21 protein-coding genes are annotated in these 23,138 nt (G+C 64.7%); 13 read left to right on the forward strand and 8 right to left on the reverse strand.

The window, feature by feature from the left end; translation table 11 throughout:
• From B3D39_RS14835 to sigJ, 7 genes are all read left to right on the forward strand, one after another.
• A partial coding sequence (locus tag B3D39_RS14835) for a xanthine dehydrogenase family protein molybdopterin-binding subunit (protein ID WP_286789841.1) occupies positions 1–1,248 on the forward strand: 1,248 nt, incomplete at its 5' end.
• Entirely contained in the window at positions 1,245–2,138 is an 894-nt protein-coding gene (locus tag B3D39_RS14840) for an NAD(P)-dependent oxidoreductase (protein ID WP_078569670.1), read from the forward strand. The genes B3D39_RS14835 and B3D39_RS14840, both read left to right, overlap by 4 nt.
• Positions 2,138–2,728 (forward strand): SRPBCC family protein, encoded by a 591-nt coding sequence (locus B3D39_RS14845; protein ID WP_078569669.1) that lies wholly within the window; start codon positions 2,138–2,140, stop codon positions 2,726–2,728. Before B3D39_RS14840 ends, B3D39_RS14845 begins: the two co-directional genes overlap by 1 nt.
• A gap of 11 nt (positions 2,729–2,739) precedes the next feature.
• The gene (locus B3D39_RS14850; RefSeq protein ID WP_274962917.1) at positions 2,740–3,912 is read left to right on the forward strand and encodes a M20 aminoacylase family protein; all 1,173 of its coding nucleotides are present in this window, start codon (positions 2,740–2,742) and stop codon (positions 3,910–3,912) included.
• Positions 3,913–3,922: 10 nt separating this feature from the next.
• The gene (locus B3D39_RS14855; RefSeq protein WP_274962918.1) at positions 3,923–4,843 is read left to right on the forward strand and encodes an XdhC family protein; all 921 of its coding nucleotides are present in this window, start codon (positions 3,923–3,925) and stop codon (positions 4,841–4,843) included.
• A gap of 242 nt (positions 4,844–5,085) precedes the next feature.
• Positions 5,086–5,538 (forward strand): carboxymuconolactone decarboxylase family protein, encoded by a 453-nt coding sequence (locus B3D39_RS14860; RefSeq protein WP_274962919.1) that lies wholly within the window; start codon positions 5,086–5,088, stop codon positions 5,536–5,538.
• Positions 5,525–6,454: an RNA polymerase sigma factor SigJ gene (gene sigJ, locus B3D39_RS14865; RefSeq protein WP_274962920.1), complete on the forward strand. Its 930-nt coding sequence runs from the start codon at positions 5,525–5,527 to the stop codon at positions 6,452–6,454. Before B3D39_RS14860 ends, sigJ begins: the two co-directional genes overlap by 14 nt.
• An 89-nt stretch (positions 6,455–6,543) precedes the next feature.
• On the opposite strand, the gene B3D39_RS14870 is transcribed toward sigJ, so the two are convergent.
• Both B3D39_RS14870 and B3D39_RS14875 read right to left on the reverse strand, forming a co-directional pair.
• Complete coding sequence (locus B3D39_RS14870) at positions 6,544–6,777, reverse strand: hypothetical protein (RefSeq protein ID WP_274962921.1); 234 nt, start codon at positions 6,775–6,777, stop codon at positions 6,544–6,546.
• A 19-nt stretch (positions 6,778–6,796) separates the two neighbouring features.
• On the reverse strand, positions 6,797–7,195 hold the full coding sequence (locus B3D39_RS14875) for a c-type cytochrome (protein WP_246831808.1): 399 nt from the start codon (positions 7,193–7,195) through the stop codon (positions 6,797–6,799).
• Positions 7,196–7,434: 239 nt separating this feature from the next.
• Between B3D39_RS14875 and B3D39_RS14880 the strand changes: the two genes are divergently transcribed.
• Complete coding sequence (locus B3D39_RS14880) at positions 7,435–7,878, forward strand: YtoQ family protein (RefSeq protein WP_078519905.1); 444 nt, start codon at positions 7,435–7,437, stop codon at positions 7,876–7,878.
• 319 nt (positions 7,879–8,197) lie between these two features.
• On the opposite strand, the gene katG is transcribed toward B3D39_RS14880, so the two are convergent.
• The 6 genes from katG to B3D39_RS14910 all read right to left on the reverse strand — a co-directional run bounded on the left by katG (position 8,198) and on the right by B3D39_RS14910 (position 16,892).
• On the reverse strand, positions 8,198–10,372 hold the full coding sequence (gene katG, locus B3D39_RS14885; protein WP_274962922.1) for a catalase/peroxidase HPI: 2,175 nt from the start codon (positions 10,370–10,372) through the stop codon (positions 8,198–8,200).
• Between the two features lie 328 nt (positions 10,373–10,700).
• Positions 10,701–12,899 carry a glycoside hydrolase family 2 protein gene (locus tag B3D39_RS14890; RefSeq protein WP_274962923.1) on the reverse strand — a complete coding sequence of 733 codons (2,199 nt, stop codon included), beginning with the start codon at positions 12,897–12,899 and terminating at the stop codon, positions 10,701–10,703.
• Positions 12,900–12,901: 2 nt separating this feature from the next.
• On the reverse strand, positions 12,902–14,050 hold the full coding sequence (gene dgoD, locus B3D39_RS14895) for a galactonate dehydratase (RefSeq protein WP_274962924.1): 1,149 nt from the start codon (positions 14,048–14,050) through the stop codon (positions 12,902–12,904).
• Between the two features lie 27 nt (positions 14,051–14,077).
• Entirely contained in the window at positions 14,078–14,998 is a 921-nt protein-coding gene (locus tag B3D39_RS14900) for a Gfo/Idh/MocA family protein (RefSeq protein ID WP_274962925.1), read from the reverse strand.
• The gene (locus B3D39_RS14905; RefSeq protein ID WP_274962926.1) at positions 14,995–16,056 is read right to left on the reverse strand and encodes an ABC transporter ATP-binding protein; all 1,062 of its coding nucleotides are present in this window, start codon (positions 16,054–16,056) and stop codon (positions 14,995–14,997) included. Before B3D39_RS14905 ends, B3D39_RS14900 begins: the two co-directional genes overlap by 4 nt.
• A gap of 32 nt (positions 16,057–16,088) precedes the next feature.
• Positions 16,089–16,892 (reverse strand): IclR family transcriptional regulator, encoded by an 804-nt coding sequence (locus B3D39_RS14910; protein WP_078545766.1) that lies wholly within the window; start codon positions 16,890–16,892, stop codon positions 16,089–16,091.
• Between the two features lie 127 nt (positions 16,893–17,019).
• On the opposite strand from B3D39_RS14910, the gene B3D39_RS14915 reads away from it, so the two are divergent.
• The 5 genes from B3D39_RS14915 to B3D39_RS14935 form a co-directional block, all read left to right on the forward strand.
• Complete coding sequence (locus B3D39_RS14915) at positions 17,020–18,255, forward strand: ABC transporter substrate-binding protein (RefSeq protein ID WP_274962927.1); 1,236 nt, start codon at positions 17,020–17,022, stop codon at positions 18,253–18,255.
• A 117-nt stretch (positions 18,256–18,372) separates the two neighbouring features.
• Positions 18,373–19,263, forward strand: coding sequence for a carbohydrate ABC transporter permease (locus B3D39_RS14920; protein ID WP_078520040.1), 891 nt, complete (start codon positions 18,373–18,375; stop codon positions 19,261–19,263).
• A 1-nt stretch (position 19,264) separates the two neighbouring features.
• Positions 19,265–20,110 carry a carbohydrate ABC transporter permease gene (locus B3D39_RS14925; RefSeq protein ID WP_078519897.1) on the forward strand — a complete coding sequence of 282 codons (846 nt, stop codon included), beginning with the start codon at positions 19,265–19,267 and terminating at the stop codon, positions 20,108–20,110.
• Positions 20,107–22,179, forward strand: a complete 2,073-nt coding sequence (locus B3D39_RS14930; RefSeq protein WP_274962928.1) for an alpha-galactosidase — start codon at positions 20,107–20,109, stop codon at positions 22,177–22,179. Before B3D39_RS14925 ends, B3D39_RS14930 begins: the two co-directional genes overlap by 4 nt.
• A partial coding sequence (locus tag B3D39_RS14935) for a 2-dehydro-3-deoxygalactonokinase (protein ID WP_286789842.1) occupies positions 22,176–23,138 on the forward strand: 963 nt, incomplete at its 3' end. The genes B3D39_RS14930 and B3D39_RS14935, both read left to right, overlap by 4 nt.

Raw genomic sequence — 23,138 nt, forward strand, 5'->3', positions numbered from 1 at the left:
ATCGACGCTATCGCCCGCGACCTCGGCCTCGACCCGGTCGAGGTGCGCCGTATCAACGCGCTCGGCCCGGAGGATCTGCCCTACATGATGCCCACGGGCGAACTTCTCGAAGATGTCAGCCCACGGGAGACGCTCGAGATCGCCGTCGACGCGATCGATGTCGCGGCTTTCCGCACGCGGCAGGAAAAGGCGCGCGCTGAGGGGCGCTATCTGGGGCTCGGGCTGTGCACGGTGATCGAGAGCACGACCTATGGCTCGGAATTCTACAAATCCGCCGGTATCCCCGGATCGGGCCATGAATCGGCCTGGGTGCGGATCGAACCGAGCGGAGCGGTCAACGCCTCCGTCGGGCTGATGGGCACTGGGCAGGGCTACGAGAGCCCGCTTTCGCAGGCGGTGGCCGAAGGGCTCGGCGTGCGCTCGGAAGATGTCACGGTCCATATGGGCAACACCGATATCGCGCCCTATGGCATGGGCAGCCGCGGCGGACGCGGCGCGACCGCTGGCGGCGGGACGCTCTATCTCTGTGCGCTCAAGGCGCGCGAACGGGTGCTCGCGATCGCTGCCTCGATGCTCGATCTCAACGATGCCGGCGGGCTGCGCATGCGCGCGGGTCAGATCGAACGGATGATCGGCGACGACTGGCAGGAGACGGGCCTTGCGCTGACCGATATCGCGCGGCGGGCCTATCTCGACCCGCTGGCTCTGCCCGAGGGGATCGCGCCGGGGCTCGACTTCTCGCATAGCTACGACCCGCCCGCGATGACCTATTCCAACTCGACCCATGCCTGTGAGGTCGAGGTCGACCCGCAGACCGGTGCGATCTCGATCGACCGCTATCTCGTCGCCGAGGATTCCGGCACCGTTCTCAATCCGATCGTCGTGCGCGGCCAGCAGCAGGGCGCGATCGCGATGGGGCTGAGCGGCGCGCTGCTCGAACAGGTGATCTACGACCGCACGGGGCAGAACCTCTCCGCGACGCTCGCCGATTACCTCGTGGCCTCTCCGAACGAATTGCCGGAATTCGAAATCCTGCATCACAACACGCCGAACCGCCGCACCCCCGCGGGGATCAAGGGCATGGCCGAAGGCGGCGTGATGGGCGCGATCGGCGTGCTCGCCAACGCGGTGAGCGATGCGCTCGCGCCGCGCGGCGTGACGATCGAGCGTCTTCCGCTGACCCCCCAATCCATTCGCGCGCTCCTGCGGGAGGCCGCGCCCAGCTCAACGAAAAGGACCCAGCCGTGACAGAAGAGAAACTCAGCGTCGGCTTCATCGGACTCGGAATCATGGGCCAGCACATGGCGGGGCATATCCTCGCCGCGGGGCATCCGCTCAACATCTACAACCGCACCCGCGCCAAGGGCGACGCCCTCGTCGCGAAGGGGGCGACGTGGTGTGACAGCCCGGGCGCCGTGGCCGAGGCCAGCGATATCACGATCACCATCGTGGGCTACCCCGCCGATGTCGAACAGGTCTACCTCGGTGAGGAGGGGATCATCGGCAAGGCGCGCCCGGGCTCGGTGCTGATCGACATGACCACCTCGAGCCCCGCCCTGGCCGGAAAGATCGCGCAGGCGGCTCTCGCGCGCGGCCTCTCTGCGCTCGACGCCCCGGTCTCCGGCGGCGATGTCGGCGCGAAGGCGGGCAAGCTCGCGATCATGCTGGGCGGCGATGCGCGGGCGTTCGAGCGGGTCCTGCCGGTGCTGGAGCTGATGGGCGGGAATATCGCGCTGATGGGCAAGGCGGGCGCTGGGCAGCACACCAAGATGGCCAACCAGATCGCTATCGCCTCGACCATGCTCGCGGTCGCGGAAAGCATCAGCTACGCACGCGCCGCCGGTCTGGATCCGATGCAGGTTCTCAAAGTCATCGGAACCGGGGCCGCGTCGAGCTTCCTGCTCAACGGGCTTGGGCCGAAGATGGTGGACGAGGATTTCGCGCCCGGCTTCTTCGTCCATCATTTCGTCAAGGACATGTCCATCGCGCTGAGCGAAGCCGAAAGACTGGGCCTCGATCTGCCGGGCCTGTCGCTGGCGCGCAGCCTCTATGGCAAGCTGGTGGATGACGGCTTCGGCGAAGAGGGCACGCAGGCGCTCTACCGTGCCTATAACGCGATCCATGCGGAGGCCGGGTGATGCGGTTCGAAGGCGATCACCTGATCCCGGCCGATCCCGAAACGGTCTGGCGTGGGCTCAACGACCCCGAGGTGCTGCGCCGCGCGATCCCGGGCTGCGAGGCGATGGAGCAGACGGGCGAGGCCGAATACACCGCCACGGTCGTGGCACGGGTCGGCCCCGTCTCGGCCAGCTTTCGCGGCAAGGTGGAGCTGAGCGATCTGGTGCCGCCCGTGTCCTACCGGATCACCGGGCGCGGGCAGGGCGGACCTGCGGGCTTCGCCAAGGGCGGCGCGGAAATCAAGCTCGCGCCCGAAGGCGAGGGCACGCGTTTGTCCTATGTCGCCGATGTCGAGGTTGGCGGTAAACTGGCCGCAGTCGGCGGGCGATTGATTCAGGGCGTGGCGCGCAAGAATGCCGAGGATTTCTTCAATGCCTTCTCGCGGGTCGTGACCGGCGAGGCGGAAGAGACCGCTCCGTCAAGCGAAGGCGCCGCCCCGACGGGCGCGGTGGCCACTGCGGCGGCTGGACATATCCCGCTGATCGATCGCGTGGCGTGGCTTCTGGTCGGTCTTGGCCTCGGGCTTGGGATCTGCTGGCTCTTTGGTTGAAAGGACGCGCGATGAACATCACCCCGGCGATCAAGGCGATGGAAGACCAGTTGGTCGAATGGCGGCACGCGCTGCATCGCCGCCCCGAACTGGCCTTCGAGGAACACGAGACCGCCGCCTTCATCGCGGCAGAGTTGCGCAGGTTCGGGCTTGAGGCCCACGAGGGGCTGGCCGGGACCGGGGTGATCGGCGTTCTGCGAAATGGCGAGGGGCCGACCGTCGGCCTGCGCGCCGATATCGATGCGCTGCCGATCTCCGAACTGACCGGAGCAAGCTATGCCTCCGAGATCCCCGGCAAGATGCATGCCTGCGGCCATGACGGTCACACCACGATGCTTCTAGGCGCCGCGCAGGCAATGGCAGCGGATCCGCCGGGGCCGGGCACGGTCGTGTTCATCTTCCAGCCCGCCGAGGAAAACGAAGGCGGCGCGCGGGTGATGATCGAGGATGGGTTGCTCGACCAGTTCCCGCTCGACAGCACCTTTGCGCTGCATAACTGGCCGGGGCTCGAGGCGGGCAAGATCGCGATGCGCGCGGGCCCCGTCATGGCCGCATTCGACACGTTCGAACTCAAGGTGAAGGGCAAGGGCTCGCATGGCGCGATGCCGCATGAGGGGATCGACCCGATCACGCTGGCGGCTCAGCTGCAGATGGCCTGGCAAACCATCGTCAGCCGCGCGGTGGATCCGACCGATGCGACGGTGATCTCGGTCACGCAGATCCATGCGGGCCACACGCTCAATGTGATCCCCGACGAAGTGACCCTGCACGGCACCGTGCGCACCCTGCGCCCCGCGACGCGCGATTTCGTTCAGGCCGAGATGACGCGCCGCGCCGAAATGATCGCCGAAGCGTTTCATGCCAAGGCCGAGCTGATCTATCAGCGTCGCTACCCGGCCACGATCAACGACCCCGAGGCCGCCGAAACCGCCCGCCGCGCCGCCGAGGCCATCGTGGGACGCGACGCGGTGCAGGTCGATTACGCACCCAGCATGGCGAGCGAGGATTTCGCCTTCCTGCTGGAGAAGGTGCCCGGCGCTTACGGCTGGATCGGCAATGGATCGGCCGAGGGCGGGCGCAACCTGCATAGCCCACATTACGATTTCAACGATGCGATCCTGCCGCTGGGCGTGCAGTTCTTCGTCGAGGTCGCGCATCGCGCGCTGGCTGGGTCGAACGATTGAGGGGCCAGCCGTGACCCATCCCGCCGCGCAAGATCCGTGGTTCGAACTGGCAAGGTCCGACGTACCCGGCGCGATCGCGGTGATCTCTGCCATCGAAGGTCCGGCCTATCGCAATGTCGGCACCGCGATGGCGATCTTGCCGGATGGTCGGCGCTTCGGAGCGCTCAGCTCAGGTTGTATCGAAGAAGATGTGGTCGAACATGCGCGCGCGGCGCTGGCCGACGGGCAGGTGCGCAAGCTGCGCTATGGGGCCGGTTCGCCCTTTTTCGATCTGAAGCTGCCCTGCGGCGGCGCGCTCGAGGTCACGGTGATCCCCGCGCCGGACCGTTCCTTGCTTAGCGAGCTTGCGGCAAGGCGGGCGCGCCGCGCGGAGGCGGCCTTGGGAGTGAGCGCCTCGGGGGGCTTGCGTTTGATGCAGGAAGGCGAGGCGTCCGACGAGCCGGGAGAGTTGCGTATCGCCTTTCGCCCCGAGCCGCGCTTCGTGATCTTCGGTGCCGGCGCCGAGGCGGTGTTCTTCGCCGATCTGGTGCGGGCCACCGGCGCGCCGCATCTTCTGCTCACGCCCGAAGACGCCACTTTCGCCAATGCTGAAGGTGCAGGCTGCACGGTGCGCAGGTTGGGCCGAAGCGCGATCCCTTCGGACGTTGCAATCGACGCGCGCACGGCGGTGATCCTTCTGTTTCACGACCACGATTGGGAGCTGGATATTCTCGAGGCGGCGCTCGCAACCCCTGCGTTCTACATTGGGGCACAAGGCAGCGTGCGCACGCAAAATCGGCGGCAGGAGGGCTTGCAGGCCCGCGGTATCGACGCGGCGACGCGCGCGCGGGTTCATGGGCCGATCGGGCTGATCCAATCTGCGCGCGATCCGCGGCTGCTGGCCGTGTCGGTGCTGGCCGAGGTGCTTGAAGACGTGCAGCGCGACGTTTGAAATTCGCGGGTGCTGTCCCGAACAAGCCGCCGCGAATTGCATCTACGTTAAAATGCCCCGCGCGACCAAAGCTTCGACCGAGTTCGTCCTTTCCGGCGCATGGCTTTGGCGAAAAGGCGTAGGTCCCCTTAGGCTCCAGACCCGGCGACCTGAACAGAGAGATTTTCTTTCCGCCTGTCACAAAGTGGGGGGCTGTCTCGTCTTCTGGTATATAACCAAAGGAGATGCCGATGACGCCCCGAATGAACTACTACGAAGCAGCCCCCGAGACGATGAAGGCCATGAGGGCAGCCGAGGACGCGACGAAGGAGCTTTCGATCTCGCTCATGCTGCGGGAGCTTATCAAGATGCGCGTGTCGCAAATCAACGGATGCGCTTATTGCCTCGATATGCATGCGCCTGCAGCGCGGGAGGCGGGTGTGTCGCAGCAAAAGCTCGATGTGCTGGCGGCCTGGCGGGAAAGCCCTGCGTTTGACGAACGCGAATGCGCCGCACTCGATTGGGCCGAAGCCCTGACAAGGATAGAGCAACAGGGCGCCTCGGAGGAGGTCTTCCAGCGTCTCCGAAATGTTTTCACGGAGCGCGAATGCGTGGACCTGACTTTCGCTGTTACGTTGATTAACGCGTGGAACCGTTTCGCGATCGGGTTCCGGTCTACCCACAAGATCACAGAGCGCGATCATGCCGTTGCCTGAGACACAGCAGGTTTTCGAAAGGGAGCGCCGCCGCTTGGCGGGGCTCGCTTATCGAATGACCGGGTCAGTCTCGGAGACGGAAGACATCCTTCAGGACGCGGCGCTGAAACTGCAAACCGTCGGGCTCTCCGGCATCGAACGTCCGGCGCAATGGTTGTCGACCGTCGTCACGCGCCTTTGCCTCGACCATCTGCGATCGGCGCAGAAGAGGCGGGAAACCTATGTGGGGGCGTGGTTGCCGGAGCCGATTGTCACCGACCATGCGGCGGATGCCGAAAGCGATTGGATCCTGACCGAAGATGTAGGGATCGCACTCCTGCTCACGCTCGATCGACTATCGCCCGAGATGCGCGCGGCGTTCATTCTTCGCGACGGGTTCGATTACAGTTTCGACGAAATCTCGGCGGTCGTCGGCCAGTCTTCCGCAAATTGTCGGCAGCTGGTCTCGCGGGCAAGACGCAAGCTTGCCGGTGCCGATCAGAGCACGCCGGAACGGGCGGAGGAGACCCACCCGCTTGTCGCGGCATTCTGGGCTGCGAGCCGCGAGGGCGACATGGATCGGCTGCTGGAAGTCTTCGCTGAAGATATCGAGGTGCATACGGATGGTGGCGGCAAGGTTCCGGCGGCGATCAACGTGCTGAGAGGGAGCCGGAACGCCGCGCGCTTCTTCGAAGGCTTGGCCCGGAAGGGTAAGCTGACGAATGGGCCTGTGCCGAGACAGCAGTTGATCAACGGAGCAACAGGATATGTGGTGCGGGAAAATGGCGTCCTGCAAACCACGGCCTTCGCGGTTCATTCCGGCAAGATCAAAGCAATATGGATTGTCCGAAACCCCGAGAAGCTGCGACATGTTCATCCTGCCGAGGAAGGATTTCCATCCGAAGGGTCGCGCGCTCCATGCTGTTCGGCCGATTGATGAGGACTAAGCCACATCGTGTGTTTCGTCTGGCATGACCGCGGACATCAAGAAGCCGGACGCTAGGCCCGGCTTCCTGCCTCGTGTGATCAGGCCAGATGGCCTTCGAAGACGCTCTGCAGCTTGCCGACGGGAATGATGTCCGTCTGGCCGTAGAGGTCGACGTTATCGGCGCCGTCGATGATCATCAGCTCCTTACGCCCGCCCGTCGCCGCGCCGAGGGCGTTGGCGAGTTTGAAGGCCGCCATCTTCATCGCGCCAAAGCGGTAGCGGTCCGCCGCGCGCCCGCCGATCAAACTGCCGGCACAGATGCCGAGGCCCAACACCATCTGCGCCGGGGCGCTACTGCTGTATCGAGGCCAGATAATAGATGAGAGACAGGATGCGCCCCCGGGCCACCATGTCCGCCGTTTCTCCGCGCTCGCTGGTCGCCGAGGCCGCGTAACGGTCCCCCCAGACCGGCATCTTGCTGCCATGCGCCCGCATCTCGTTTCGCCCATCTATCATCCGAAGCGCGTAGTCGAACGGGAATTCGCCGTTGCCCTTCTTCGCCGCAAGGCTCGTGAGGTCGGGTGTCTGAATATCCAGCAGCCCTGCCAGCGGGCCATTCCCCTTCGCTGACTCGCCATGACATCCAGCGCAGGCGACCATGTATTCCTCGCGACCGGCATCCTCCTGCGCCAGAGCGCTTGTTGTCAGCAGCAGGAGCGCTGCCATGCTTGAAATCACCACACCGTTCATTGCTTTCTCCTCCTCCCAGGATTTCGAACACTTCCCAGCAAATCAGGTGATCGAATTCGCGCACTGACCGGCGTCAATGACATGTCGCTATGCCTGCTGGCGGATCAAGCGCATGGGGAGCGGATCGGAGGGGGCGGACGACCGGAGAGGTTGCCAAGCTGGTCCCGATCCTCAAGGATCGCGCCGGAAAAGCGAAGCGGCCCGAAGCGGGGCCCACGCGACAGCGAAAAGAGGATGCGATGAAACTGAATGTCTATCTGGCCGGCGAAATTCACACCGATTGGCGCGAGGCTGTGAAATCGGCCTGCGAAGGGCTCGAGATCGAATGGTCCGGTCCTGTGACCGATCACGGGGCCTCGGATGATTGTGGGGTCGAGATATTCGGCGCGGAAGAGGACAAGTTCTGGCATGACCGCAAGGGCGCGTCGCTCAACGCGATCCGTATCCGCACCGGGATCGAGCGCTGCGACGTGCTCGTCGTGTGTTTCGGCGAGAAATACAAGCAGTGGAACGCGGCCTTCGATGCGGGCTATGCGGCGGCGCTCGGTAAGCCGATCATCGTGCTTCAGCCGCCCGAGCACGATCACGCGCTCAAGGAAGTCGATGCCGCGGCCAATGCGGTCGCGCGCACGCCCGAACAGGTGGCCCGCGCGCTGCGCTATGTGACGACGGCGGCGCTGTAAGGCGGAACGGTGCCCCGCCGGGTTGAGCCACATCAGCGGCCCGGACAGCGCGAGCAAATTTGAGATAAGGGCCGCGCCCGACCTCGGGTGGGGGCTGTCACGAGATTGGTGGTCTTCGCTTTATCGGGCCACATCCGACCAAGTGTTGAGCGCGCGGTGCCGCTGCAAAAGCGCCCTCCCGGGGGAGGTCGGGCGCTGCCCGGGGCTGGTCGCCCCGGGCGTCGGTCTGAGCTGGGACCGGAGTCCCGCTGATCCCCCAAACGAAAACGCCCCCCGCAGGTCATCCTGCGAGGGGCGCATTAGGCTTTGAAAACGGCGATCAGGCCAGATCGAAGCGATCAGCGTTCATCACCTTGGTCCAGGCGGCTACGAAGTCCTCCACGAACTTCTCGTTCGCATCGTCCTGAGCATAGACCTCGGCATAGGCGCGCAGGATCGCGTTCGAGCCGAAGACCAGATCGACGCGGGTCGCGGTCCACTTAACCGCGCCGGTCTTGCGGTCGCGGATCTCGTAGGCGCCGTCGCCCACCGGATGCCAGCTATAGCCCATATCGGTCAGGTTGACGAAGAAGTCGGTCGTCAGCTGGCCTTCGCGGTCGGTGAAGACGCCGTGCTTGGTGCCGCCATGATTGGTGCCGATCGCCCGCATGCCGCCGATCAGGACGGTCATTTCATGCGCGGTTAGCCCCATCAGCTGGGCACGATCCAGAAGCATCTCCTCGGGCGAGACGATGTAGTCCTTCTTGAGCCAGTTGCGGAACCCGTCGGCAAGCGGTTCGAGCACGTCGAAGCTGTCGGCATCGGTCATCTCGTCGGTTGCGTCGCCACGACCCGGCGCGAAGGGCACCGTTGCGTCATGACCGGCGGCCTTGATCGCCTTCTCGATGCCGACATTGCCCGCGAGCACGATCACGTCGGCCACCGAGGCACCGGCTTCCGACGCGATTGGTTCGAGCACCGAGAGCACCTTTTGCAGACGGGCGGGCTCGTTGCCCTCCCAGTCCTTCTGCGGGGCCAGACGGATACGCGCGCCATTGGCGCCGCCGCGCATGTCCGAGCCGCGATAGGTGCGCGCGCTGTCCCAGGCGGTCGAGACCAGCTCGGCCACCGGCAGGTCCGAGGCCGCGATCTTCGCCTTCACAGCGTCCACGTCCCAATCGGTCGAACCGGCGGGGACCGGGTCTTGCCAGACCAGATCTTCCGAGGGTACCCACGGGCCCTTGTAGCGGACCTTCGGGCCCATATCGCGGTGGGTCAGCTTGAACCAGGCACGGGCGAAGGTCTCCTTGAAATACTCCGGGTCGGCCATGAATTTCTGGCAAATCTCGTTGTAGATCGGGTCGACCTTCATCGCCATGTCGGCATCGGTCATCATCGGCATCCGGCGCTGGCTCGGATCCGAAGTGTCGAGCGGCATGTCGGCTTCAGCGATGTCCACCGGCTTCCACTGTTTCGCGCCAGCGGGGCTCTGGGTGACTTCCCATTCATGGCCGAAGAGCATCTCGAAATAGCCCATGTCGAATTCGAGCGGGTTCGTCGTCCAGGCACCTTCCGGCCCGCCGGTGATCGAGTTGCTCGCTTGCCCCTTCAGGTTCGGGTTGAACCAGCCGAGACCCTGCTGCTCGACATCGGCCGCTTCAGGCTCCGCGCCGAGCGCCGACGCGTCGCCATTGCCGTGGCATTTGCCGACGGTGTGGCCGCCTGCGGTCAGCGCGGCGGTTTCCTCGTCATTCATCGCCATGCGCGCGAAGGTCTCACGGACCTGCGCTGCTGTCTTCATCGGGTCGGGCTGGCCGTTGACGCCCTCGGGGTTCACGTAGATCAGGCCCATCTGCACCGCGGCAAGCGGGTTTTCCATCGTGTCGGGCTTGTCGACATTGGCATAGCGCTCGTCCGACGGCGCGAGCCATTCCTTCTCGGCGCCCCAATAGGTGTCCTTCTCGGGATGCCAGATGTCCTCGCGGCCAAAGGCGAAGCCGAAGGTCTTCAGACCCATGCTTTCATAGGCGACGGTGCCGGCGAGGATGATCAGGTCCGCCCAGCTGAGCCGGTTGCCATATTTCTTCTTGAGCGGCCAGAGCAGGCGACGGGCCTTGTCGAGGCTCGCATTGTCGGGCCACGAGTTGAGCGGGGCGAAGCGGATATTGCCGGTGCCCGCGCCGCCGCGCCCATCCGCGAGACGGTAGGAGCCCGCCGAGTGCCAGGCGAGGCGGATCATCAGACCGCCGTAATGGCCCCAGTCAGCCGGCCACCACTCCTGACTTTCGGTCAGCAGCGCGTGCAGATCGGCTTTCAGCGCATCGTAGTCGAGCTTCTCGACCTCTTCGGCATAGTCGAAGCTGCGCCCCAGCGGGTCCGTCTTGGTGTCATGCTGGTGCAGGATGTCGAGATTGAGCGCCTGCGGCCACCAGTTCATCACGTTCGAGCCAAGCTCGGTATTGCCGCCATGCATCACCGGGCACTTGCCGCCCGTGTTCACGTCATTTCCGTCCATCTGTGCTTCCTCCTGCTGAGCACGGGGTTGATCGGGGAGACCGGTTAAAGTCTGACATGCCGCAGCTTGTCCGAATAGGGGCTACGGCACGTGGGTCCCTACCTTGCCCGATGCTCATAGCAGGCAGTGCGATAAATAAAAATTTGGAAATTGTAATAAGACATATAATGTAAAACTATGCATTGGCATTTTGTCAGCGGAATCCGAGTGCTGGCGTCATGCGCCCCCGACGGGTTCGAACCGGCCAAAGCGGGCGCCCGTTCAGCGACATGTCATGTCGCGAACGGGTTGCCCCATGGCCTTGATAGAGCGTCGTTGCCTTTGCCGCTTATTCCACCGCGATCTCGATTGTCTCGACCGTCTCACGAAGCCGCGCGGTCACCTTGATCGTGCCGCGTTCGCCGGTCAGGCGGATCCAGCAACCGGTCGCACCGTCGGCGAGCACCGGACAGTCGGAGCCGATCAGACGTGCCGGCCCCTCGACCGAGAGGTGAACGGGCTCGTTGAGGAAATGCAGCTTGTTGCCTGCCTGATCGCGGGCGCGGATCATCACGCGGATTTCCTCGCTCGGATCGGCCTCGGCCTTCGTGACATCGGGCGCCACTTCGAGCCGGTCGAACATCGCATCGGCGGGGAAGTCGCGCTCGATCACCAACTCGCCGTTGCGATAGCCGCGCAGGCGGCCCGCATGCCAGCTCTCTCCCCAAGCGGTCACCTCGTCGGGGGTGAAATGGTCGTAATCGATGATAACTGGCGCGTGCGGCAGATGCGGGAAGCGGGTGCGATCAGGCCCGACGCGTTTGACCACATCGGCGTAGGACAGCTCCACCTCGTCGCAGTTCGTCAGCACGATCAACGGGATCACCCCGCCGATATTGCGCTCGCCGCGCGACCAGACGGTGACCGGCTCCATCACGATCGCCTCGTCGGGATCGCGCTGGCTGGCATAGGCGTAGGCTGCGAATTTCGGCTCGCGGAAGATCGACATCACGCCGTGATGGCAGATTCGGTCGCCCGCGCCGAAATCCTTGTGCGTGTTGTAGTCGAACATGCACCAGCCGATGCAGCCCGCGAGCCCGGCATCGGGGTCGTGGGCGGCGTTGAGCACGTCGAGATGGCGCAGCACATGCTCGTGCTGGCGATGCTCGGGGTCGCCCGACTTGGTCGGATACATGTGCCCGTTATATTCGGTCACCAGATAGGGCACGCGCTTGGGCAGCCCCGTCACCTCCTGCTGGTCGCGCAAGCTCGTACGCGGGCGGTTCGAGAAAGGCAGTTCGAAATCGCCAAGGATGAAATCGTTCATCGTGTAGACGTCTTCGAGCAGTTGGCTGTCGGTGATGCAGCGCACGCCGCCGGTGGGGCGCGTCGCATCCAGCTCATGCGCCAGAGTGTTGGTGCGCTTGTAGAACGCCTCCGCATCAGGGCTCTCGTTGATCCGCACGCCCCAGATGATGATCGAGGGGTGGTTCCAGTCGCGCCGGATCATCCGCTCGACATTGCGCACCGATTCATCCTGCCAGACATCGCCGCCGATATGCTGCCAGCCGGGAATTTCCTCGAAGACCATGAGGCCGATCTCGTCACAGCGGTCGAGGAAATAGGGGCTTTGCGGGTAATGCGAGGTGCGCGCGATGTTGCAGCCCAGATCGTAGCGCAGGATTTCCGCGTCGCGCTCTTGGCTGCGCTTGCCCTGGGCATAGCCCGAATAGGGGAAGCTCTGGTGCCGGTTGAGGCCGCGCAGGACCACGCGTTTGCCGTTGAGGAAAAAGCCCTCGGGCGTGAACTCCGCATGACGGAAACCGAACCGCTGGGTGACGCGGTCGCCGCTCTCGATCAGGGTCAGCGTCAGCGTGTAGAGCGCAGGCGTCTCGACCGACCAGAGCGTGATGCCGCTGAGGCCCTCGAAGGTGATCTCTCCGGTGCCCTCGCCGCGCGCGATCTCGTGGCCGTCGGCGTCCGACAGAACCGCTTCCACCGTACCCGGCGCGTCGAGCTTGACCAGAACGCGCTTGGTCTCGGCCAGCACGTCGGGCGTCTCGATCTTCACGCTTGCGATATGGGCTTCGGGCAGCACCTCGAGCCATGCGTCGCGATAGATCCCGGCATAGGTGAGGTAGTCGATGCGGCCACCGAAGGGCGGGATCTCGGGGTTTTCCGACCCGTCGATATGCACCGTCACCAGCGCCTTGCCGTCCTCGAACCGGTCCGTCAGATCGACGGTGAAAGGCGTGTAGCCATCGCGGTGGCGCAGCACTTCCGAGCCGTTCACATAGACCACCGCGTCGGCCATCGCCCCGTCGAACCGCAGCCTCACCAGCTTGCCCGCCCACGCATCGTCCCACGCGATCTCGCGCTGATAAGTGAAGGGGCGCTGGAACGCGGCTTCGTCGAAATAGCTCATCGGCAGGTCAGCGGCGTTATGGGGCAGGGTGACCGTCTCGCCCTGCAGCGGCTCCGCGACCTTCGCCGCGTCGAAGCCTTCCGCGAAACTCCAGCCTTCGTTCAGTTTGCTGATCTCTCTCATGATTACCACTCCGCGAAGCTGCCATCGGCATGGCGCCAGATCGGGTTGCGCCAGCGGTGACCTTCAGAGGCCGCCTGACGGACTTTCTCTTCGTTGACCTCGACGCCGAGGCCGGGGCCCTGCGGGATCGCGACGAAGCCGTCGTCATATTCGAAGACCGACGGATTGCTCAGATAATCGAGCAGGTCCGAGCCCTTGTTGTAATGGATGCCCAGCGACTGCTCCTGAATGAAGGCGTTGTAGCAGACAGCATCGAGCTGCAGGTTCGCCGCCAGCGCGATCGGCCCCAGCGGGCAATGCAGCGCCAGCGCCACGTCATGCGCTTCGGCCATCGCGGCGATCCGGTAGGTCTCGGTGATACCGCCGGAATGCGAGGGGTCGGGCTGGACGATATCGACGTAACCGCCCTGCAGGATCGATTTGAAATCCCAGCGGGTATAGAGCCGCTCGCCCAAAGCGATCGGGGTGGAGCAATGGTTCGCGATCTCGCGCAGCGCCTCGGCATTCTCGCTCAGCACCGGCTCCTCGATGAACATCAGGTTGAAGGGCTCGAGTTCTTTCGCGAGCTGCTTGGCCATCGGACGATGGACACGGCCGTGGAAATCGACGCCGATGCCGAAATCGGGGCCCATCTCCTCGCGGATCGCCTGCACGCGTTCCAGCACGGCGTCGATCTTGGCGTGGGAGTCGATGAATTGCAGTTCCTCGGTGCCGTTCATCTTCACCGCAGTGAAGCCCCGGTCGCCGCACTCGCGCGCCATCCGCGCCGTGTCGCCGGGCCGGTCGCCGCCGATCCAGCTATAGACCCGGATGCGGTCGCGTTGCTGGCCGCCCAGAAGCGAATGGACCGGCACGCCTAGCGCCTTGCCCTTGATGTCCCACAGCGCCTGATCGAGCCCGGCGATGGCCGACATGTGGATGCCGCCGCCGCGATAGAAGCCGCCGCGGTACATCACCGTCCAGTGGTCCTGAATATGGCCGGGATCCTTGCCGATCAGGTAATCCGAGAGTTCCTCGACGCAGGCCGCGACGGAGGCCGCACGGCCCTCCAGCACCGGCTCGCCCCAGCCGGAGATGCCCTCGTCGGTGGAGATTTTCACGAAACACCAGCGCGGCGGCACGATGAAGGTTTCGATGGCGGTAATTTTCATGACGGTCCTCAGGTTTGGTTGGCGCGATCAGGCGTCGAAAGGATCGGTGATCGCGAAACGTGCGTTGATGAAGGCGTCTGCGACGAGGCGCATCGGCGCGAGGTCGAGATCGCTTTGGCCGGCGCGCACCAGATCGCGCATCCGGGCGTATAGGTTGGCGTATTCGCGGTTCTCGCCCGTGGCGATCACCTCGCCATCGACGCTGAACTCCGCGCCGCCCTTGTCGAGCATGGCCGTGCCGTGTTCGGTCTGAAGGGTGATGCGCCACAGCTCGTCGCCGGTTTCCCGCCAGTCGAAGGCGGCGGTGATCGGGGTGTCGCCCGCGCACATCTCAAGATCGGCGGCGATCGGAGTCTGGCGGCCTTGCGGGATGCTCAGCGCCGCCGCTGTCAGCCGCACCGGCTGGCGCAGGATGCGGGTCAGGATCGAGAGCGCGTTGATGCCGGGATCGAAGACCCCGAGCCCGCCCGGCTGCCAGATCCACTCCTGCCCGGGATGCCACTTGCGTACATCCTCGCGCCAGTCGATCCGGATGTCGGAAATCTCGCGCCCGGCGAGCCATTGACGCGCCGCGTCCACGGCTGCGGCCTCGCGCGAATGCCAGGTGGCGAAGATCGTGAGCCCCGCCTTGGCTGCGGTCTCGCGCAGCGCCTCGACCTCGCTCAGCGTCATGCCGGGCGGCTTTTCAAGCATCAGGTGACGACCCGCGCGCAGCACCGCCATTGCCTGATCGAACCGTCCCTGCGGGGGCGTGCAGAGTGAGACGGCGCCGATCTCGGGCTCGGCGTCCAGCATCGCGCGCAGGTCGGGATAGCTCGGCAGGTCGGGCAGGGTGGCATTGCGGCTCGCGATGGCGGCGAGATGCACGCCATCGGTATCCGCAATCGCGGGAAGGTGCTGGGCGCGGGCGATCGCTCCCAGCCCCACGAGGCCGATAGCAAGGCTCATCCGCGCACCCGTGCGCCCGTGCTGGTGTCGAACACATAGACCGAGGCCGGATCGAAGCTGAGCCCGGTCTTGCCGTCAACCGCACCGTGGAGGCGCTGATCGGTCTCCACCACCACCCGCTCGCCGGAGGCTGCGTCGAGATGCGCATAGCTGACGCCGCCAAGGTTCTCGGCCATCTCGATGGTGAAATTGCCGTCCGCGCCGCTCAGGCGCAGCGCGTTGGGGCGAATGCCGATTTCCAGCTTCGTGCCGTCCGCGGGCAAGGCGACGGGACTGTCGACGCGTTGCCCCAAAGCGGGCACGTCAAGCTGACCCTCCACTACGCTCGCTGCAAGGAAGTTCATCGAAGGCGAGCCCATGAAGCCCGCAACGAAGCGATTGTCGGGGTCGTCGTAAAGCTCCATCGGGCTTCCGACCTGTTCGATATTGCCCGCGCGCAGCACGACGATCTTGTCGGCCATCGTCATCGCCTCGACCTGATCGTGGGTAACGTAGATCATCGTCGCCCCGATCTCGCGGTGAAGTCGCGCGATCTCGGCGCGCATCTCGACGCGCAATTCGGCATCGAGGTTCGAGAGCGGTTCGTCGAAGAGGAAGACTTCCGGGCCGCGGGTGATCGCGCGACCGATGGCCACACGCTGGCGCTGACCGCCCGAGAGTGCGGCAGGCTTGCGGTCCAGAAGCGGCTCGAGCTTCAGGATCCGTGCGGCTTCCTGCACCTTGTCGCTGATCTGGGCCTTCGGATGGCCGTTCATCTTCAGCCCGAAGCCCATATTCTCGCCTACCGTCATATGCGGGTAGAGCGCGTAGGTCTGAAACACCATCGCGATGCCGCGCTCGGCGGGTTCGGCCCTCGTGACTTCGCGCCCGCCGATGCGGATTGCGCCGTCCGAGGTCTCCTCCAACCCCGCGATCATCCGCAAAAGCGTCGACTTGCCACAGCCGGACGGCCCGACGAAGACACAGAATTCCCCCGGGTCGACCGTCAGATCGACGCCGTGGATCACCTCCGCATCGCCAAATCTCTTGACGATCTTCTCCAATGCGACTCCGCTCACGGGGTCTCCTCCCTGTTTTTACGCGCCGGGGTTCAGTCGGCGCGTTTCTGTTCCGGAAAGCGCCAGTCACTGGCCGCTTTCGCGATCTTCTCCGCTGTCTCGAGGATCAGCGGGGCATAGGTTTCGAGTTGTTTTTGACCGTCGGGCTGGCCCGAGGTGATCGAGAGCGCGCCCAGAACCCGGCCCTGCGGCGACAGGATCGGAGCGGCGATGCAGCGGATGCCGGGCTCGTGCTCCTCGTCGTCCCAGGCAAAACCGCGTTTGCGGATGTTCTCCAGCTCGGCGCGCAGGCTCGTCGCGTCGGTCAGGGTGTGTTCCGTGAAACGATGAAAGCTCTGCCGCGTCAGCGCATTCTGCAGCGCGTCCTCCGGCAGATAGGCGAGCATCGCCTTGCCCACGCCCGTGCAATAGGCCGGACCGACCTTGCCCGATTGCGAGAACATCTCGACCGGGCGCGAGGCGTTGCGCTTGTCGACATAGAGCACCATGCCCTGATCGAGCTGCGCGAGGTGCAGCGTCTGACCGGTCTCCTTCGACAGTTGGTCGAGGTAGGGCGCTGCGATCGGCGCAAGCGAACTTTGCGCCCAGGCGGCATGAGCAAGGCGCACGAGGCGCAAACCCGGCCGATAGGTCTGACGATCCTCGTCGAAGGCGAGCATGCCCTGGTTCGTGAGCGTCTGCACGAAGCGATACAGGGTCGCCTTGGGCAGATCGCAGACCGGCAGCAACTCGGCGAAACGCACGGGGCGGCCGAATTCGGCAACGCGGTCGAGCACGGCCAGCGTGCGTCCAACCGTGCCGTCCGATTTCTCCGGCTTGGGCGTGGCGTCGTTCATGGGCTCCTCCTCAGGGCTGTTGACAGGATGAGAGATTCGCGGCAGCATTTCAATATGTAAAACACGGTTTCAATATTTGGAACTAAAATCATTGATCCGTGGGCTACTGAAACGGGAGGAGAACCGAATGAATATCCTGAAAACCACCGCGCTCGTGGCGCTGATGGGCTCTATCGCTATTCCGGCGATGGCCGAGCAGCGCGTGCTCAAGCTGTTCACCGATGCGTCCGATCCGGCCCCGAAAGCCGCGTTCGAACAGCTCGTGAAAGGCTTCGAGGCCGAAAATCCGGATGTGAAGGTCGAGGTGAACACCTTCGATCACGAGGGCTACAAGACCGCGATCCGCAACTTCCTGACCGCTGACAGCCCCGATCTGGCGAACTGGTATGCGGGCAACCGCATGGCGCCCTTCGTCAATGCCGGGCAGTTCACCGATGTGTCCGATGTCTGGGAGGAGAACGGGCTCAAGGACAGCCTCGGCTCCGCGCTCAAGTCGATGACCATCGACGGCAAGCAATGGGGCGTGCCCTATACCTACTACCAGTGGGGCATCTACTATAACAAAGACGTGTACAAGAAAGCCGGGGTGGAGGTGCCCAAGACCTGGGACGAGTTCATCTCGAACTGCAAGAAGTTCCAGGAAATGGGCGTCGACTGCCTGACCACCGGCACCAAGGCGCTGTGGCCGGCGGCCGGGATCTTCGACTATCTCGACCTGCGCACCAACGGCTACGACTTCCACATGAAGCTCACCAGCGGCGAGGTTCCGTGGACCGATGACCGGGTGAAGGCCGTGTTCGCCGAGTGGAAGAAGGTTCTGCCCTACACCACGAAAAACGTCGCCGCGATCGACTGGCAGGATGCGGTGTCGAACATCGTGCAGGGCAAGGCCGCGAATTACGTCATGGGCAACTTCGCCGTCGCCACCTTCAAGGATGGCGGGATGACCAACGACACGCTGGGCTTCATGGACTTCCCGACGATCAACCCGGATATCCCGCGCGCCGAAGAAGCGCCGACCGATACGATCCACATCCCGGCGGGCGCGAAGAACAAGGCGGACGCCAAGAAGTTCCTCGCCTATGTCGCGAAGGCCGATGTGCAGACCAAGATGAACGAAGAACTCGGTCAGCTGCCGATCAACAAGAACTCTTCGGTGGGCGACGATCCCTATCTGCAGGCGGGCTTCAAAATCCTGTCCACGGCCGATGGCGGCATCGCGCAGTTCTTCGACCGTGACGCACCTGCGCAGATGGCGAAGGCGGGCATGGAAGGCTTCCAGGAATTCATGGCCTATCCTGACCATCTCGACGCAATCCTCGAGCGCCTCGAGAAGGTGCGTCAGCGCGTCTACAAGAACTGATCCTCCCCGAGGGGCGGTGCCTGTCACAGGGCGCCGCCCCTTCCTGTTTTTCCAGATCCGAGGAGTGCGACGATGACCGTCTCACCCGCTATGTCCGAGCCGCGCGCGGAGACCGGCATGCCCGCACCGCGCCGCCGCCGGTTGAACCGAAAACTTGCGCCCTGGCTGTTTCTCGCCCCCGGCGTGCTGATGTTCCTGATCTACGTGCTGATCCCGATCGGCGAGTCGATGTGGATCTCGTTCTTCCAATGGGACGGCCTGAGCGCGAAGACGTGGGTCGGGCTGTCGAATTATCTCGAGCTGCTCGATGACGACGCTTTCTACACCAGCCTCAAGAACAACCTGATCTGGCTGGTGCTCTATATGCTGGCGATCCCGTTCGGGCTGTTCATCGCGCTGTTTCTGAACCAGACCGTGCGCGGCATCCGGATCTACAAATCGCTGTTCTTCTTCCCCTTCGTGATCTCTCAGGTCGTGGTCGGCCTGATCTTCTCGTGGTTCTACGCCCCGGGCTTCGGGCTGTTCTTCGAGCTGACGAAATGGCTCGACGGGACCGGGATTGCGATCCTCGCCAATCCCAACACGGTGACCTACGGGATCATCGCCGCGGGTCTGTGGCCGCAGATCGCCTATTGCATGATTCTCTACCTGACCGGTCTGAACGCGGTCGCGCCCGACCAGATCGAGGCGGCGCGTCTCGACGGGGCGAAGGGCATCAAGATGCTCTGGTATGTCGTGTTGCCGCAGTTGCGCCCGGCTACCTTCATCGCGGTCGTCGTCACCGTGATCGGTGCGCTGCGCAGCTTCGATCTCGTCTCGATCATGACCGATGGCGGGCCGTTCGGCTCCTCGCGGGTGCTGTCCTACTACATGTATGAGCAGGCGCTTTCGGAATACGGCTATCGCATGGGCTACGGCGCGGCGATCGCGGTGGTGCTGTTCGCGATCATGATGATCTTCATTTCGGGCTTCATCTGGAAGATGTGGCGCGACGAAAGGGGCCTGTGAGATGTTTCCCAAACCCATTCAATCCATGAGCCCCGCCGCCCGGCTGACCTATCAGATAGCCCTTCCGGTGATGCTGGTGGTCTGGCTGCTGCCGCTTCTGGGCGTCGCCGTCACTTCGATCCGCCCGTCGAGCGATCTCGCGCAGGGCAACTACTTCGGCATACCGTCCTATCTGGCGTTTTCGAACTATCTCGACGTGTTCAAGAACTCGCCCTTTGCAAGCTACATGCTGAACTCGTTCAAGGTGACGATCCCGACGGTGATCGGGGCCGTCGCACTGTCCTGCCTCACGGGCTTTGCGCTCGCCGTCTACAAGTTCAAAGGCAACCTGCTGATCTTCTTCATCTTCGTGGCGGGGAACTTCGTGCCCTTCCAGATCCTGATGGTGCCGGTGCGCGACCTGACGGTGAAGATGGGGCTTTACGACACGATCACGGGGCTCGCGCTGTTCCATGTCGCCTTCCAGACCGGGTTCTGCACGCTCTTCATGCGCAACTTCATCAAGGCGCTCCCGAAAGAGCTGATAGAGGCCGCCCGGGTCGAGGGCGTGGGCGAATGGCAGATCTTCTGGCATATCGTGCTGCCCTTGGTGCGGCCCGCGATCGCGGCGCTGTCGGTGCTGATCTTCACCTTCATCTGGAACGACTATTTCTGGGCGACGGTGCTGACCACGGGGGCGGATACCCAGCCGATCACCGCCGGGTTGCAATCGCTCAACGGCCAATGGGTCGCGGCGTGGCAACTGGTGTCGGCAGGCTCGATCCTCGCGGCGCTGCCCCCCGTGGCGATGTTCTTCCTGATGCAGAAACACTTCATCGCAGGGCTGACGCTCGGGGCGGTGAAATGATCCGCACGTGGCATTTGCAAGACGCCCGCCAGAGCCTCGTTCTGGCGGGTCACGACGACCGGCTTCCCGAGATCGTCTATTGGGGCGCGGCGCTGCCCGAGGGGGAAGACCTCGCGGGCTTGGCCGCGGCGAGCGTGCCGGATGTCACCGGCGGGATGCTCGACCGCACGCCCGAGGTCTCGATCTGCCCCGAGGCGAGCCAGAGCTTCCCGGGCGAGCCGGGTCTGATCGCGCGCGACGGGGCAGGGCGGCCGCTGCGGCCCGCCTTCCGCTTCGCGTCGGAAGAGCTTCGCGAGGATCGGCTCACGCTGGTCTATCGCGATGCGGCGTCGGGTGTGAGCTATAGGGCCAGCTTCGCGCTCGACGCCGACACCGGGTTGATCGCGGCCCGAGCAGAACTGGAGAGCGATGCGCCGATCACGCTTCATTGGCTCGCCGCCCCGGTTTTCCCCGGGCCGCAACTGGCCGACGAAATGCTGGAAGTCTCGGGTCGCTGGATCGGCGAGTTCCAGATCGAACCGACCCCGTGGCGCCCCGGTCAGCGGGTGCGCGACAATCACACCGGGCGCACCGGGCACGAGCATTTCCCCGGGTTGATCCTGCCGTCGCGCGGGGCCACGAAGACCCAAGGCGAGACCCGCGCCTTTCATTACGGCTGGTCCGGCGGGCATCGGATGGTCGCCGAAGAACTGCCCGACGGGCGCAGGCAAATCCAGTTCGGCCATGCCAGCGGCTCCGAGCCGGAACCGGCGACGCGGTTTGAGACCGCGACGCTGTATGCGGCATTCTCGGAGGCGGGCTCCAATGGCTGCGCGGTCGCCTTCCAGCGCCATTTGCGCAAATACGCCCCTTGGGCCAAGGCGCGCCCGGTGCATTACAACTGCTGGGAGGCGGTTTATTTCAAACATGATCTGGCCGAGTTGAAAGCCATCGCCGAACGCGCCGCCGCGCTGGGCGCAGAGCGTTTCGTGCTCGACGATGGCTGGTTCGGCAAGCGCGTTGACGACACGACCTCGCTGGGCGACTGGACGGTCGATCCGCGCAAATATCCCGACGGGCTGACGCCGCTGGTCGATCATGTGCAAAGCCTCGGGATGGAGTTCGGCCTCTGGTTCGAGCCCGAGATGGTCAATCGCGACAGCGATCTGGCGCGCGCCCATCCCGACTGGCTGCTGGGGCCGGAGGATCAGATCGAAGGCCGCCAGCAGCGCGTGCTCGACATGGCGAACCCGGCGGTGCGCGATCATCTTTTCGCGGCGATCGACGCGGTGCTCTCGGCCTATGCGATCTCCTACGTCAAATGGGACCACAATCGGGTGCTGCCGCATCCCGATGCCGCGCAGGCGCGGGGCCTCTACGATCTGCTCGACCGGCTGCGCGCGGCCCATCCAGACGTGGAGTTCGAAAGCTGCGCCTCAGGCGGCGGGCGGATCGATTTCGGCATTCTCGAGCGCACCGACCGCGTCTGGCTCTCGGACAGCAACGACGCGCTGGAGCGGCTGCGCATCCAGCACGACGCGGCGCTGTTTCTGCCTGCTTGCGTCACCGGCTCCCATGTCGGCCCGCGCCATTGCCACACCTCGGGCCGGGTGATCGACATCCGCACCCGGGCCTGGGTCGCGGCGCAACGCCATATGGGTTTCGAGATGGACCCGCGCGAATTGACCGCGGAGGAGATCGAGGTGCTGACCTCCGTCACCCGCTGGTGGAAGGACAATCGCGGCTGGCGGATGCGCGCGGATATCCTGCGGCTCGACAGCGCCGACCCGGCTGTGATCGCCGAATTGCAGCTGGCCGAGGATGGTAGCCGTTTCGTGGCCTTCGCAGGTCAGGCGGCGACCTCCGCGCAGATCCTGCCGCGCCCGCTGCGGCTGACCGGGCTCGACCCCGCGGCGCGCTACCGGTTGCGGCTGATCACCGCGGAAGATCTGCCCCGGTTGTCGCGTGGGACACCCGCGCTCAAGACCGGACCGATTACGCTCAGCGGGCAAGCGCTGATGGGGCAGGGGCTTACCCTGCCTTGGACCTTCCCCGAGCGCATTCACGTGATTGAAGGAGAAAGACTATGAGTGACGCGGCTCCCGACTGGATCGCCGCCGATTGGGGCACGACGCATCTGCGCGTCTGGGCGATGCGCGGGCGCGAGGTGCTTGACCGACGGAGTTCCGAGCAGGGGATGGGCAAGCTCACCCCCGCCGAGTTCGGCCCGGTGCTGGAAGACGCCGTCGCGGGCTGGGGCGCGGCCCCGGTCGTGACCTGCGGTATGGTCGGTTCGCGTCAGGGCTGGGCCGAGGCGCCCTATGCGCCGGTGCCCTGCGCCGCCCAACCGCGCCTCGTGCGGGTGCCGGATCACGCGGCGCGCCCGGTCTATATCGCCTGCGGCCTGCGTCAGGACAGCCCGCCCGACGTGATGCGCGGCGAGGAGACCCAGATCGCGGGCTTCCTGCTGCGCAATCCCGGGTTCGAGGGCACGATCTGCCTGCCGGGAACCCATACGAAATGGGTGGCGCTGCGCGCGGGCCGGATCGAGCGGTTCCGCAGTTGCATGACCGGCGAGATCTACGATCTGCTCGCGCATCGCTCGGTGCTGCGCCACACGATCGGGGAGGGCTGTCAGGACATGGCCGCTTTCGATGCGGCGGTGGCCGAGGCGCTGGCCGATCCGGCGGCAGCCTATGGCGCGCTGTTCGCGCTGCGCGCCGGCGACAAGGAGTCGTACGTCTTGCAGACCGAGACGGTCCTGAAGGGCAAGTACGGCAACCGCGTGTGGACGATGCTCGAGCTCTTCGCGTACACGAGCGACCTCGCCTTTGACTGTGCGGCGACGCGCGCGCAGCTGGAGGCGCCCGAACGTTTGCTGGTCGACGTCGCTATGGGGTACGACGCTGCGGCCGGCACGCTGGTGTGCGAGGGCGTCGAGGTCGACGACCGGCTTCAGCTGGTGCGAGAGGAGCTCCACGACGTGCCGAAGTGGTCGCTGCCGCCCGGCGAGAATCTCACCGACCAATCCGATCTCGACCTGATCGAG

The organism is Thioclava sp. UBA3469 (assembly GCF_002378135.1).
GTDB lineage: Bacteria > Pseudomonadota > Alphaproteobacteria > Rhodobacterales > Rhodobacteraceae > Thioclava > Thioclava sediminum.

What these genes read in the sequence shown, in the direction of transcription:
- B3D39_RS14845 (WP_078569669.1), top strand. Translation starts at nt 2,138, where the DNA reads ATGCGGTTCGAAGGCGATCACCTGATCCCGGCCGATCCCGAAACGGTC.
- B3D39_RS14850 (WP_274962917.1), top strand. Translation starts at nt 2,740, where the DNA reads ATGAACATCACCCCGGCGATCAAGGCGATGGAAGACCAGTTGGTCGAA.
- B3D39_RS14860 (WP_274962919.1), top strand. Translation starts at nt 5,086, where the DNA reads ATGAACTACTACGAAGCAGCCCCCGAGACGATGAAGGCCATGAGGGCA.
- sigJ (WP_274962920.1), top strand. Translation starts at nt 5,525, where the DNA reads ATGCCGTTGCCTGAGACACAGCAGGTTTTCGAAAGGGAGCGCCGCCGC.
- B3D39_RS14875 (WP_246831808.1), bottom strand. Translation starts at nt 7,195, where the DNA reads ATGAACGGTGTGGTGATTTCAAGCATGGCAGCGCTCCTGCTGCTGACA.
- B3D39_RS14880 (WP_078519905.1), top strand. Translation starts at nt 7,435, where the DNA reads ATGAAACTGAATGTCTATCTGGCCGGCGAAATTCACACCGATTGGCGC.
- katG (WP_274962922.1), bottom strand. Translation starts at nt 10,372, where the DNA reads ATGGACGGAAATGACGTGAACACGGGCGGCAAGTGCCCGGTGATGCAT.
- B3D39_RS14890 (WP_274962923.1), bottom strand. Translation starts at nt 12,899, where the DNA reads ATGAGAGAGATCAGCAAACTGAACGAAGGCTGGAGTTTCGCGGAAGGC.
- dgoD (WP_274962924.1), bottom strand. Translation starts at nt 14,050, where the DNA reads ATGAAAATTACCGCCATCGAAACCTTCATCGTGCCGCCGCGCTGGTGT.
- B3D39_RS14900 (WP_274962925.1), bottom strand. Translation starts at nt 14,998, where the DNA reads ATGAGCCTTGCTATCGGCCTCGTGGGGCTGGGAGCGATCGCCCGCGCC.
- B3D39_RS14910 (WP_078545766.1), bottom strand. Translation starts at nt 16,892, where the DNA reads ATGAACGACGCCACGCCCAAGCCGGAGAAATCGGACGGCACGGTTGGA.
- B3D39_RS14915 (WP_274962927.1), top strand. Translation starts at nt 17,020, where the DNA reads ATGAATATCCTGAAAACCACCGCGCTCGTGGCGCTGATGGGCTCTATC.
- B3D39_RS14920 (WP_078520040.1), top strand. Translation starts at nt 18,373, where the DNA reads ATGCCCGCACCGCGCCGCCGCCGGTTGAACCGAAAACTTGCGCCCTGG.
- B3D39_RS14925 (WP_078519897.1), top strand. Translation starts at nt 19,265, where the DNA reads ATGTTTCCCAAACCCATTCAATCCATGAGCCCCGCCGCCCGGCTGACC.
- B3D39_RS14930 (WP_274962928.1), top strand. Translation starts at nt 20,107, where the DNA reads ATGATCCGCACGTGGCATTTGCAAGACGCCCGCCAGAGCCTCGTTCTG.